Here is a 12,822-nt window from a genome sequence, read left to right as displayed (position 1 = left end):
ATCAGCCCTATGGCAAAAGCGCGCAAACCCACAGTCGCAGCCGATGACAAATCATCAGGCTCAGACGTGCAGAGCGAAAGCCTGCGCCTCGACAAATGGCTCTGGTTTGCGCGCTTTTTCAAAACCCGTTCCCTGGCCAGCACAGTCTGCAATGGCCAAAAAGTCCGTGTTGACGGGCAAACGGTCTCCAAAGCCAGTTACAGCATCAAGCCCGGGCAGGTCCTGACCTTCCCGCAGGGCAAGCAGATCAGGATCATCAGAATAGAAGCCCTGGGAAGCAGACGCAGCCCGGCCCCGGAAGCCCAGGCTCTCTATACGGATCTGGCTCCTCCCGCAAAGGGTGGTTCCGATGACAGCTCACCGGACAGCAAACCGGAGGCAGCCCTGCCAAGGCGGGAACACGGCTCCGGACGCCCGACCAAGAAAGAACGGCGTCAAACGGACTCTCTCAAGAACCGGTTTGATTAAACCGTCATAACACCCGATCAGTCCTGCTCCTGCTGAACACCTGCTGTTCTTTTGCCCCTCAGATACGCTTCCCGAATGATCCGGATTTTCCCTGTGGTCCGCATCTCCATCAGAACCCTGTCAAGTTCCCGGATGAACTCGGCCTGATAGGGAAAGCTCTGCGAAGCCAGCGCGGAATAGCCCACATAACCGTTTTCGACAGAGACGATATCCACCTCGACAAAACGCGCAGCTTCACGTTCAGTGATAAGGCCTGCATCAAGCAGATCGCGGATGGCAACCTGAATATTGAGCCTGTCATTCACATAGCAGTCTGCACGCCTGGCCAGAAGCTTCTTCAGGTTCATTCGGGTCGAGGGTGCTTCCTCCAGCAGGATCTCCCCCCTTTCGACCATGCTGAGAAAGTGGTCTCCCCCGACAAGATATCCCGAGTTGTTGACAAATTTCAGTCCCCTGTAATCCAGAGGGTAGTGATCAAGCCTGCGACTGTCGACGATGCCTCTTCGACAGACCACAACAGTAATTTCGCTCAGGATCGGAACGGAATAGTGAGTCAGAAAGGGACGTTTTTCCGGATGATAATAAGGGGGAACCATCCCGACCCCCTTGCCCAGTTGCATACGAACCAGTGCACGTTTCCAGGGAACCGGTCTGAAAACAATTTCAAAGCTCTCAAGACGGCGGGAAGCTTCTTCCAAAATCCTCACATAAAGCCCATCACTCCGGTTGTTCCTTTCAAAGGAATAGGGAGGATAGGAATCATCAGCGTAGAGAATCACGCTTTGTTTGGAGACCTGTGCCCACGCTCCATCATGCAAAAAAATCAGCAAGAAAAGGCAAATCAATCCACGCAACACAGCCATGACCACACTCGGAGATTTGCTCGACATCAGCCTGAATCAGAACTGCTTCATCTCTGTCCAGGCCCTGTAAACCTTCAGTTTGGGCGTCTTTGAAAAAGGGACCAGTCTGCTGCCTTTTTCCTGTCGTGCCGGACAGCTTTTCAGTCCGGCTGTCTTGTACGCCCGTATTCATGAAAACATTTTAATACCATTCTGTCATTAAATATTGAACGGATCCCTTTATGCGCCGAGCCGTCATTTCCCGGATATGAACACAGTCTTGCCTTCTTTCCTTGCTGGGGTATTGTTGAGAGAAATTCCAAAAGCCTGCCTCGAAGGATGATCAATGCTCGACAAATTGAAAGAGCTTTTCCAACAGGGAAACAATCCCCTGACCGGGACCGGTTCGTCCGGTTCAAATGAAATGCAACTGGCCACAGCTGCCCTGCTGATTGAAGCCGCACAGCTGGACGGTGAATACTCCGTGGAGGAACATGGCAAGATATCCAGCCTGCTTCAAAAGCACTTCAAACTCGACGAGATCTCGGCCGGCACTCTGATCAAGCAGGCCGAAGACAAATCCGATGAGTCCATCCAGATCTTCGGCTTTACGCGTGTGATCTCTGATCACTGCACAAACGAAGAGCGCATTGAGATCATTGAACTGCTCTGGGCTGTTGTCTATGCAGACGGAGAGCTTCACCCCTACGAAGGCAATCTGATGCGCCGGATTGCAGGCCTTCTGCATGTCAGCGACCGGGACAGCGGCGATGCCCGGAAGCGTGCACTGAAATCACTGGGCCTGGAACAGTAGACAGACACAGCAGAGGCAGGCCCGCTCAGGCCTGCCTTTCATAAACCAGCACAAAATTGTTCGCCGGCATGGCGCGTTCCTGCCTGAAAGTCAGTGAGCTTTCACGCGCCAGATCATTCAGATCCTCAAAATAGCGAATACCCCAGTCTTCATTCCTCTGTCGAAGCGAAAGATCAAAATTCAGATTGCTCTCCACCGCTTCCCTGCCCTTCCAGAAGAACGGACCATAAAGCAGCAACAGGCCCCCGGGCTTCAGGCACTGCTCCGACAACCGGAACAGCTGTCGCGTCACATCCCAATGTGCAATGTGCGTCATGTTTGCTGAAAAGATGGCGTCATAGCAGCCCACACCATCCCAGCTCTCTTCTGCCAGCAAATCCAGCAACAGGGCGCGCCGGTGTTCAAAAGGGCTTTGCTCGCGTGCGACAGCAAGATGGGCGTCAATGGACTGCAGAAGCCTTCCCTCACGTTCACTCGCCTGCCACCCGAGAGGTGCCAGAGCGGGCGCAAAATGCGCAGCATGCTCGCCCGTCCCGCTGGCGATTTCCAGACAGCTTCCCTCTTTGGGCAACAGGTCCCTCAAAACCGGCAGGATCACATCCCTGTTGCGCACTGCTGCCGGTGCCGAAAGTCTCAGGTCTTCAAAGGCTTCTTCACTGTAAGTGTTGTCTTTCGTGACCATCGCCACCCATCCGTTGTGTTCTGACAAAAAAGGCAGGGAAAATCCCCTGCCTTTCGTTTGAAATATCTGTCGAAGGGTCTAGTTCAGCTTCCACTTGTCGCCAAGCTGTCTGAAGAAACCCTGCTCCTGCTTGAGGCGGATCCAGGTGTTCACATAGTTGATCCAGACCTGATCATTCTGTGGAAGCAGCATGGCAATCGGTGTCGGAGCCTTTGGCTCTGCAACAGGAACAATCATCATCTGCTCATACTTGTCGATCAGTTTGTTTGCCTCGACATTTGATGTGATGTGGGCATCGGCGCGACCTGCCAGGACTTCCTGGAAATCACGCGCCGGTGCTTCGATGATCCGGTGCTGTGCATTCGGGAAGAACTGCTTGACCTGCTTTTCCTGGGTTGTCCCCAAAGTTGCCGCAACAGAAACCCCGTCCTGATTGAGATCATCCCACGACTTGAAACGGTCCGCATTCTTTTTGAGGGTCAGAGGAACAGTCGCCAGAGAGAAATAGCTGGTGCTGAAGCCCGCAGCCTTCGCGCGCGCCGGAGAAATGGAAGCAGACCCGGTCATATGATACTTTCCGGATGTCACCCCATTGACCAGGGTCTTCCAGTCCGTCGGCACGAATTCCAGCTCGACACCCAGATCCTTGGCCAGCTCCGTCATGACATCGATGTCATAGCCCTTATAGCTGTCTGTTGTCGGATCCTTGATGGTCATCGGGTTCCAGTCACCAGTTGTACCAACCTTCAGAACACCGTTGTCCAAAATGTCATTCAGTGCGGATTGTGCTGAAGCAGTACCGGCGTTAACGCTCATACCCAGGCCGGCCGCCAGAGCCAGCGACGCCAGTTTCTTCATGATTTTCATAATACCCTCCCCGGGGATCTGTTTGTGTGGCAAATGCCTTAGTTATTGATCTGCAAAGAAGCCTTACGCTGTTTCCTCCAAACAGGATCAACAAAAGCATAGCAAAGTTGCCATGCAAAAGACAGTCTGCCCTCTCATCACGAAAACGTCACCCATAATATTGTGCTAATGCTTCAGTAGCAGTAACTAATCCTTGTTGTTGCGTTCCCAGATCGGGGTGTTGTTCGGTTTCCAGCGACTCTCGGACTTTTCCCCGTCTTTCCTGCTGTCCGATCCTCCCCCGAAGATACCCCCCAGCAGGCGTCCGATCGCGGTGGAGAAATCACCGGCGTCCTTCTGTACCTGTTCCAGAGCGGTGTCCAGTGAAGAGGGCACCTGCGTGTTCAGCGCCAGCGCAGGCGTTCCATATTCCAGATCCCGGACAATTTTCCCCCAGGACCGTGCAGGCAGTGTTCCACCTGTCACCCCCTTCATCGGTGAACCGTTGTCGTTTCCGTACCAGACCCCCACAACATGCTTGGGCGTATAGCCCACAAAAAGGGCATCGCGATTGGACTGCGTGGTTCCGGTCTTGCCCGCAACCGGACGGTCGATTTTGGCAGCCTTTCCGGTTCCCCAGTCAACAGCCGCAACCATGATGTTGTTCATCATGGCAACATGACCTTCCGTAACGACACGCGCCCCCTGTTGCGTCTGACGGCTGTACAGCACCCGTCCCTGACGGTCCCGGATACTTTGAATACCATAGGGCTGTGACCACAGTCCTCCGTTTGCAAAGATCGCATAGGCTCCGGTCAGGTCCAGCAGGGTTGTTTCCGATGATCCCAGTGCCAGTGCAGGCGAAGGATCAAGCGTGGCATCAATGCCCAGCCTTTGCGCCACATCCGCCACCCGCTCCGGCGAAACGCGCTGGGACACCTGAACGGCAACAGAGTTCGAAGACCGTGCAAAGGCCTCGCGGAGGGTTACTTCCCCATAGTATTTGTTTTTGTAATTGCCCGGTTTCCAGCCATCGACAGAGATCGGCTGATCATTCATCACCGTGTCCGGATTGAGGCCCCGTTCAAACCCCGCCAGAAAGACAAAGGGCTTGAAAGCAGAACCGGGCTGACGCAGCGCCTGTGAGGCCCTGTTGTACTGGCTGGCTCCGTAATCCCGCCCGCCAACAAGGGCCTGCACCGCTCCATCCGGTGCCAGAACCGTCACAGCTCCCTGTTCCACGCCATTCTTCTTCCCCGTTGCGGACAGCTGCTCCTGCAGGTGCTGTTCGGCAATGCGCTGGGCCCGCCGATCCAGTGTTGTCCGAATGGTCAGATCACCCTCGTATTCTCCGATCAGGCCATCAATCTGTCCCCGGACCCAGTCTGTGAAATAGGGCGCCTGTTCCTGTTTGCCTTTCCGGAATGAAACCGGGTTTTCCCGTGCTTTCTGTAACTGATCCTGTGTGATAAAGCCCTCTTCCGCCATGGCTCCCAGAACAAGCTGTGATCTCTCGCGCGCCAGCTTGGGCGAACTCGACGGATTGTAGCGGCTTGGCGCCTTGAGAAGCCCGGCCAGAACCGCCGCTTCGGACAGCTTCAAATCCCTTGCAGACTTCCCGAAGTAAACCCGCGAAGCCGCATCAAAGCCATAGGTTCCCGCTCCCAGATAGACGCGGTTCATATAGATGGACAGGATTTCATCCTTGGTAAAGTTCTGTTCCAGCCACAGGGACAGCAGGGCTTCCTGGATCTTGCGCTTGATGCTGCGTTCGGGACTGAGGAAGAGGTTCTTCGCCAGCTGCTGGGTCAGGGTCGAACCACCCTGGGTAAAGCGCCCGGTCCGCATATTGATCCACATGGCCCGGGCAATCCCCAGAGGATCAACCCCGAAGTGATCATAAAACCTGCGATCCTCGATTGCGATGATGGCCTGCGGCAGATAGCGGGAGACCTCTCCGACCTCGAGCGTATCCCCATAATAGTCACCGTAGCTGGCAAGACGGGTTCCATCTGCCGCCTCAAAGGTGACCGAAGGACGGCGGGAGGCCTGCTCCAGCGTCCCGACAGACGGAAGGTCCAAAGCATAATAGCCGATCACCAGTGCAACCGCGATCGAGCCCCAGATTCCCAGAACGAAAGCCCAGCCAAAGAGACGCCGCACCCAGCTTTTGCCCGATTTGCCCGACGCTTTTTTCCTTGATCCTGCAGAAGATCCGGAGGCTGCACGCTTCCGTTTTTCGCCCTTGATGTCACCGGCAGCAGGACGCCGCACTTTCGAACGGGTGGTGCCTTCCGATTTGCTCTTCGTCCCTCGCGTTGCAGTTCTCCGGCGGGAAGAGGAAGAAGTGGGTCGTCGTGCCATTCAAAGTGCGTCCTGTGTCATTATGAAGAGCCCTGCTCTTGACAATACATGAAAGTCCATTGTCACAATTGATGAAAGATTGTGAAAGTACAAGGGGCAGAGTGCGTTCATTTAAAGATAACTCTGTGTCATAAAAAAGACAGGAATTCCTCAGGATAAGGGTTCCTGCCGACAGAACTCCAGGGTGACAAAAGCGTAGCGGGCTGTCAGAAGGATTTTCAAACAGGCTTAACACCAGCATTCCCCGGGAAGGCAGAACGGACCATGGACACAGACGCTTTGGAAACAATGCTCACCACACGCAGCAACACGCAGTGCGAACTCTGCGGAGCTTCCGGAGAACTGGGCATCAAAACCCTGACAGATGCGCCGGAGAACCTGTCACCGGATGAGGCAAGCTTTCTTGTTTGCCCCCTTTGCGAGGAGGGTCTTGGTCGCCCTGACCTTCTTGATGAGGCCCACTGGGGCTGTCTTTCAACATCCATGTGGAGCACAGTACCGGCCGTTCAGGTCAGCTCGGCGCGTGTCCTCAAGGCACTCTCGAGAAAAAGCTGGGCCCAGGATCTGCTGGACATGCTCTACCTCGAACCGGAGCTTCAACTCTGGGCCGACAGCAAAGTCCCCTCTTCCTCAGAAGAGATCGAAACACCCCACAGGGATTCCAATGGTGCTATTCTGGAGGCTGGTGATTCTGTTGTCCTGATCAAGGACCTGCCCGTCAAGGGAGCCGGTTTCACAGCCAAGCGCGGCACAGCCGTTCGCAATATCTCTCTGGTCCCCGGCAACCCGGAGCAGATCGAGGGACGCGTCAACAATCAGCAGATCGTTCTCCTCACCAGATTTGTGCGGAAAAACTGAGACCGACCCGTACAGCAAGGACAGTCCCTGAAAAACGAAAAGATCTCTTGCAGGCGACGCCCGCCCGGCTCTTTCCCTATTGCAAGGCCTCTTCCAGCATCTGCAGGCGTTCATCCATACCCGGGTGACTGTCAAACCATCCCGTTCCCTCACAGCTGGCTCCACAGTCCTCGGCCAGTTTCTGCATGGCCCAGAGAGCATCACTGACAGGCAGATGAGCCGCCTTGAGCGCTTCAACAGCAAAAGCATCGGCTTCCCGCTCGAAGCCTCTGGAATAGGACGAGGTTTCAGCAGCAATACCGATTGTCAGCAACTCCTCCAACAGGCTTTCGTCCGCACCAAAAACCAGAGTGGCAGCGAGGATCAACCCGGCATAGCGCAGGGTCTGTCGCATTCCGTGCCGATGCAGGACATGACCGTATTCATGCGCGATCACAGCAACGACAGCACCATCGTTGTCAAACAGCTCAACCAGCTGGTCCGTCACGACAATCGGCCCTCCCGAAAAAGCCAGCGCATTTGCGCCCAGCGCAGGAGATGAACGGAAAAGGATATCAACAGAGGACAGATCATAGGAAGCCTCCTGCCTGTCCTGAATCATCCACTGGGAAATCATGCCCCTTGCCTTGGACCTGATTCGTTCCTGATCGGCCATGGAAAGTTCAGAGGGTTCGAAAAGCGTCCCGTCAGACTGCTCGAATGCACTTCGTCCAATGCTCTGATCCCAGGTCGCCGGGACATAGGCAACAGAATAGTCCGCAAGCAACGGCGTCCCCCACCTCAGACCGAGGATGAAACCGACAACGATGCAAAGCATGAGCGCAGCTTTGACAAGATTGAATTCCTCGAACCAGTAAACAACGGCTTTCAAGCCGCTTTCCGCTCCCTTGGGCAGAAAACCACTCGGAACAACGCCGGTTGTATGGAACACAAAACCGTTCGAGAGATGAAGCTGTCGCTCCTGTCCTGCGAAGGGGGTCGAAACAGAATCAATTCGGACGATCTCGTCCTCTCCCCAATTCATACGCTTCAGAACAAAGCGGTCACCATCGGCAATCAGCACGGCATTGCTGCGGCTTGAGGACCCCGCCTGATAGACAAGCCCTTCTACCTGCAGGCCGATATAATTCTTGTTTCTCTCGGCAACTTCCATCACAGGCCCACCCCGAAATCCAGACTTTCAAAGTCAGTAAAGCCTTCACCTATCGCGGATTGTTCGCTTTGCTGCGCCGAAACAAAGACAGCCAGCTCCCTGCTGGTCACAACGCCAGTCGTTTCCACAAGATACTTCTGATAGCGCACCATAAGCCAGGGGGTCGCAACCCCGAGGGACAGAACAAACAGAACCAGATTGGAAACGATAATCCATCCGCCCTTGCCCATATCAAGGAACGAAGTAAAGCGTGCAACATCCGGCAGTTGAAGGCTTCTCAGCATTTCCCTCAGAAGCCACAGCCTGAAAAGTTTCCAGGACAGGAAAATAACAACAATGAAAAGGATTAATATCGCTTCGACCAGACCGGAGAGAATCAGGTTGCGCAGTTCTTCACCTTCTGTCGACCAATTCAGAAACTGCCCGTTTTCTGCAGTGGAAACAGCCGCAAGGACAACTCCGCCCAGCAAAAGGACCAGGGACGCAAACAAAACAGCAAACGGCAACATAATGCAGAGAAAATAGGTCAGGGAAATCCGCCCCAGGCTCATTTTGGACAGCGAGAGGCGTCTGGTGCCCAGACTGTGATTTTCAACAAAATACTCCGCCGTTTTGCGCGCAACCCAGGGCCCAGCCAAACCGAAGCTCAGCAGAACCAGATAGGGTGCCAGAGTATAATAGACAAAGGTCCGCCCAAACGTTCCATGCCACTTGAAACGGACAGTACGCCACGATGTCATTCGCGCACTGAAGGCAAGACTTTTGTTCATCGCCCAGGGGTAGAGAACAAAAAAGAAAAGAATCATGAGGACAGGGAGGTAAAGGATCAGCTCTTCATCCATCAACAGGAAATCCTGCAAAAAGGTGAAACCTGCAAGACAGCCCAGAACGACAAGACGTCCCTTCAGAATCTGCATACCCGTTGCGTGATAGCCAAACCCGTCACCCAGTATTTTCGTGTGTCCCAGGAAATACTGTTTGTTCCTGACCTTGGCCCAGGCGGAATAAATTCCGGCCGTAACAATCGACAGAAAAATGTTGTTCAGCCAAATGCCGAAGTACTCCTTCCCGTCACCCGAGAAGGCCATCAACTGTCTGAAAACTTGTCCTTGAGACGAATCACCTTCAGATACAGCCCGTTCCAATGAACCAGCTGTGCCGACAAAATCACTCAACGATTTAACCCCCGGTTTTCCGCTTTTTTTATATCGCGATTAAACACAGAGACAAAATACACGAAAAAGATGCAGATATACAAACCTTTTGGAGAAATCTGCTTTAAAAACACTCTCTCAAAGGTCCCCCGAAACGGACGTCATACCTGTTTTTTATACAGAAAAGGCCAGTCCTGAAACGGACCGGCCTTTTGATCGCTCCTGTTCTTTCAGAGATCTAGAGACCTGCTCCGATGTCAAAGTCATTCATGTCCATGAACTCTGCACTTGCCGCAGACTGGGCCTGTTGTTCCTGTGCAATCAGTGTTGGCAGGTCATCCGATACACTGATCGCTGTCGTGTCCGTCAGATAACGATGCAGCCGTACAGCCAGCCACGGGGTCGCCAGTCCCAGAGTCAGGACAAACAGCACAACATTGGACAGGACAATGCCGACAACCTTCAGGTTCCCCTGTTCAGACCTGAAAGACGCCACCCTGTCGAGGGTCAATACATTCAGAGCCAGTTTTCTCAACTGGTACTGATAAGCGACGAAACCAAGGAAAAGCAGACCAAAGCCAAGATACTGGATCAGAACAAGATCTGTCCGCCCGGCGTCGATCAGCCCAAAGATATCAGGTGTGTCCACCTGACCGGACCGGATCAGACTGAAAAGCTCAACATACGCATAAGACACAATGGCAACACCTGTCACAACACCCAGCCCCAGAGTGCTCAGTGCAGCGCGATAGATGGCAGAGGTTTTCAAAGCCTCCAGATCAAAGCGATATTGCCCCAGAGAACGGTTCCGGGCGAGATAGCGTGCGACCTTCCCGGACACCCACGGCAAAGCCAGACCAAAGGAGAAATAGGCGGCAACCGGGTAGAGATACAGAAGGCAAAAGGCTTCAAAGTAGGTCCCGTGCCAGCCGAATCTGATGGTCCTCCACGAGGTGACACGTGCATCAAACGCCATGCTTCTGTTCAGAATAACCGGATAGAGCCCCAGAAGTACCGGGACCAGGACAATCAGCAAAAGCGGCAGAAAGCTCGAAAGCAGGAAAATCGCACCCAGAACGGCAAAGATGATCAGTCGTCCCTTGAAAATCTGCATCCCGGTCGCGTGGTAGCCGAAACCGTCCCCGAGAACCCGGGTATGCCCGTAAAAGTACTGTTTGTTCCGTACCTTCGCCCAGGCAGAATAGATCCCCAGGGTGATGATGCTGAGAAAGATATTCCCCAGCCAGATACCAAAGTATTCTCTACCTGTACCTGTAAACTCCAGCGATTTGAAATCACCTGTTTCCCTTTTCATGGACGGGGTAACGGCCTCTTCACCCGGTTCATGAATCCCTGTAGTCAAACCCAAATCAGTCACAGTTTCCCCCTCGGATCTGATTATATTACTGTATTCAACAAAGGGAAAATACACCAAATAGACGAAACCTTCATTCCTTTTATAGCAAAGACTGCAGCCAGAAGAGCAGACGGCTTTTCTGCGGATTTTCCTCTTCACAACGCAGCTATGCATCTCTCAGGCACAGCAAGGGATTGACCGCCCCACTGCAAGAGGATACAAGCGGCCTGACAAACACCTGCCTGCATGCTTCGCTGCGACCTGAAAGAACGGTTCCTTTTGCAGCGACCTCGTTTCTACACAGTCCGGAAAAGGACTGTCCGGTTCTCTTCGGTATCCTCTCAGCTATCGAAACAGAAACAACGATTGGGCAGACGAACAATGGAAAGCCCAATCACGATGACTGCACTGGAAAACCATGCAGAGCGTTTGCCTGAGGTAATCGCAGAAGCCCTTAGGGACAAAGGATACAACAGCCTCACTCCTGTTCAGGAAGAGGTCATTGCCGTAGAGGATCACGAACGCGATCTTCTGGTTTCCGCCCAGACCGGTTCCGGCAAGACCGTGGCCTTTGGTCTGGCCATGGCTGCCAGCCTTCTCGGCGATGCCAAGCGCCTCAAGCCTGTCTGGCGCCCTCTGGCCCTGATCGTTGCCCCGACGCGAGAACTGGCCCTTCAGGTCAATGAAGAACTCAAATGGCTCTATGGCAAGGCTGGCGGGACAACAGCAACCTGTGTTGGCGGCATGGACCCGCGCCGCGAGCGCCGCGTACTGGAACAGGGAGCCCACATTGTTGTCGGCACACCCGGACGCCTGCGCGATCACATCGAACGCAAGGCTCTGGATACCTCCAACCTGCGTGTTGTTGTGCTGGATGAAGCGGACGAAATGCTGGACATGGGCTTCCGCGACGATCTGGAATTCATTCTGGATTCAACGCCGGAAGAACGCCGCACCCTGCTGTTCTCGGCAACAATGCCCAAGCCGATCCTGTCGCTGACCACCCGCTTCCAGAACAATGCCCTGCGCATCAGCACAATCACAGAACGCGAGCAGCACCGCGATATTGAGTATCACGCCCTGACAGTTGCGCCAAGTGATCGCGAAAATGCCATCATCAACCTGCTGCGCTATCACGAATCCCCAAGCACGATTGTTTTCTGCTCGACACGCGAGACCGTAAAACACTTCGCCAGCCGCCTTTCAAACCGTGGTTTCTCGGTTGTCGCCCTTTCCGGCGAACTCAGCCAGAGTGAGCGCAACCATGCCCTCCAGGCAATGCGCGACGGGCGTGCGCGCGTTTGTATTGCAACAGATGTTGCCGCGCGCGGGATTGACCTGCCAAACCTCGATCTGGTTGTTCATGCCGACATTCCGAATAACTCGGAGACCCTTCTGCACCGTTCCGGACGCACAGGCCGTGCAGGCCGCAAAGGCATCTGCGCCATCGTCATTCCGGTCAACAAGCGCCGCTCTGCCGAGCGCCTGATGCGCTTTGCCAAGATCAATCCGGACTGGCGCACACCTCCGACCATTGAAGAAATCACAGAACGCGACCGCGAACGCCTGCTGAACGATGCCATCTTTACGATGCCGGCCTCCGAAGATCATGCAGAACTGATCAAGGAGCTGATGGAGCGCTACAGCCCGGAAGCACTCGCAACAGCACTTCTGGCTCTCCGCATGGAGAAGCTGCCCTCTCCCGAAGAACTGGCTCCTGTACGCGAACGAGCACCGGAAGGAGAACGTCGCGAGCGCAAGAAGTCCGATTTCTCTGACGGTATCTGGTACAAGCTCAACACCGGTCGCAAACACAAGGCTGATCCGAAATGGCTCCTGCCGATCATCTGCAAGGCAGGTGATGTCACCCGCAACGACATCGGTGCCATTCACATTCAGGATACAGAAACCTTCTTCGAGGTTTCCGGCCAAAGCTCTGCTGTTTTCTGGGAAACAGTCCAGGAACAGGGCACTGGTGAGAAATCACTGCACATCAACTTTGTTGGCGACATGCCTGACATCAAGCCATCCTCACGCCCAAGGGGCGGGCCACGTGGAGACCGGGACGGCAAGCCTTTCAACAAGAGCCGCAACTTTGGCGGCCGTGGCAAAGGCGGCGACCGGGAAGGCGGCAAGTTCCACCGCAAGGGTGGAAAGCCCGGTGGCGGAAAAGGCAAGCCGGGTGGCAAGAGCTACAAGCGCAAGAAAGACTGATTGCCAACTGTCCTTTCAGGAAACAAAAAAAGCCCTCGCATCAGCGAGGGCTTTTTCTCTGGTTTTTCCC

Annotated in this window: 11 protein-coding genes; 4 read left to right on the top strand and 7 right to left on the bottom strand. The window is 54.3% G+C overall.

Annotation, left to right across the window (positions count from 1 at the left end; translation table 11 throughout):
* Nucleotides 1-9 precede the first annotated feature (9 nt).
* Complete coding sequence (locus tag AAAH10_RS11300) at nucleotides 10-468, top strand: RNA-binding S4 domain-containing protein (RefSeq protein ID WP_343563585.1); 459 nt, start codon at nucleotides 10-12, stop codon at nucleotides 466-468.
* A 17-nt stretch (nucleotides 469-485) separates the two neighbouring features.
* Here AAAH10_RS11300 and AAAH10_RS11295 read toward each other — a convergent pair whose 3' ends face one another.
* Entirely contained in the window at nucleotides 486-1,247 is a 762-nt protein-coding gene (locus AAAH10_RS11295) for a substrate-binding periplasmic protein (protein ID WP_343563582.1), read from the bottom strand.
* A 409-nt stretch (nucleotides 1,248-1,656) separates the two neighbouring features.
* On the opposite strand from AAAH10_RS11295, the gene AAAH10_RS11290 reads away from it, so the two are divergent.
* Nucleotides 1,657-2,124: a tellurite resistance TerB family protein gene (locus AAAH10_RS11290; protein ID WP_343563580.1), complete on the top strand. Its 468-nt coding sequence runs from the start codon at nucleotides 1,657-1,659 to the stop codon at nucleotides 2,122-2,124.
* A 25-nt stretch (nucleotides 2,125-2,149) separates the two neighbouring features.
* Here AAAH10_RS11290 and AAAH10_RS11285 read toward each other — a convergent pair whose 3' ends face one another.
* The 3 genes from AAAH10_RS11285 to AAAH10_RS11275 all read right to left on the bottom strand — a co-directional run bounded on the left by AAAH10_RS11285 (nucleotide 2,150) and on the right by AAAH10_RS11275 (nucleotide 6,016).
* Nucleotides 2,150-2,806: a DUF938 domain-containing protein gene (locus AAAH10_RS11285; protein WP_343563579.1), complete on the bottom strand. Its 657-nt coding sequence runs from the start codon at nucleotides 2,804-2,806 to the stop codon at nucleotides 2,150-2,152.
* 78 nt (nucleotides 2,807-2,884) lie between these two features.
* Nucleotides 2,885-3,673 (bottom strand): transporter substrate-binding domain-containing protein, encoded by a 789-nt coding sequence (locus AAAH10_RS11280; RefSeq protein WP_343563578.1) that lies wholly within the window; start codon nucleotides 3,671-3,673, stop codon nucleotides 2,885-2,887.
* Nucleotides 3,674-3,859: 186 nt separating this feature from the next.
* On the bottom strand, nucleotides 3,860-6,016 hold the full coding sequence (locus AAAH10_RS11275; RefSeq protein WP_343563575.1) for a transglycosylase domain-containing protein: 2,157 nt from the start codon (nucleotides 6,014-6,016) through the stop codon (nucleotides 3,860-3,862).
* A gap of 264 nt (nucleotides 6,017-6,280) precedes the next feature.
* Between AAAH10_RS11275 and AAAH10_RS11270 the strand changes: the two genes are divergently transcribed.
* A complete protein-coding gene (locus AAAH10_RS11270) occupies nucleotides 6,281-6,874 on the top strand; it encodes a PhnA domain-containing protein (RefSeq protein WP_343563573.1) in 594 nt (197 codons plus the stop codon).
* A gap of 76 nt (nucleotides 6,875-6,950) precedes the next feature.
* Here AAAH10_RS11270 and AAAH10_RS11265 read toward each other — a convergent pair whose 3' ends face one another.
* The 3 genes from AAAH10_RS11265 to AAAH10_RS11255 form a co-directional block, all read right to left on the bottom strand.
* Nucleotides 6,951-8,027, bottom strand: a complete 1,077-nt coding sequence (locus AAAH10_RS11265) for a M48 family metallopeptidase (protein ID WP_343563571.1) — start codon at nucleotides 8,025-8,027, stop codon at nucleotides 6,951-6,953.
* Nucleotides 8,027-9,115, bottom strand: coding sequence for a YjgN family protein (locus AAAH10_RS11260; RefSeq protein WP_343563799.1), 1,089 nt, complete (start codon nucleotides 9,113-9,115; stop codon nucleotides 8,027-8,029). Before AAAH10_RS11260 ends, AAAH10_RS11265 begins: the two co-directional genes overlap by 1 nt.
* A gap of 304 nt (nucleotides 9,116-9,419) precedes the next feature.
* On the bottom strand, nucleotides 9,420-10,559 hold the full coding sequence (locus AAAH10_RS11255) for a YjgN family protein (RefSeq protein WP_343563570.1): 1,140 nt from the start codon (nucleotides 10,557-10,559) through the stop codon (nucleotides 9,420-9,422).
* Between the two features lie 378 nt (nucleotides 10,560-10,937).
* Here AAAH10_RS11255 and AAAH10_RS11250 point away from each other — a divergent pair, with 378 nt between their 5' ends.
* Nucleotides 10,938-12,752 carry a DEAD/DEAH box helicase gene (locus AAAH10_RS11250; RefSeq protein WP_343563568.1) on the top strand — a complete coding sequence of 605 codons (1,815 nt, stop codon included), beginning with the start codon at nucleotides 10,938-10,940 and terminating at the stop codon, nucleotides 12,750-12,752.
* Nucleotides 12,753-12,822 lie beyond the last annotated feature (70 nt).

The sequence above is a fragment of the Carbonatibacter coralli genome (genome assembly GCF_039592655.1).
GTDB classification, from domain to species: domain Bacteria; phylum Pseudomonadota; class Alphaproteobacteria; order Kiloniellales; family Kiloniellaceae; genus Carbonatibacter; species Carbonatibacter coralli.
The sequence above is the reverse complement of the archived record's forward strand: the minus strand, read 5'-3'. Positions and strand labels throughout refer to the sequence as shown.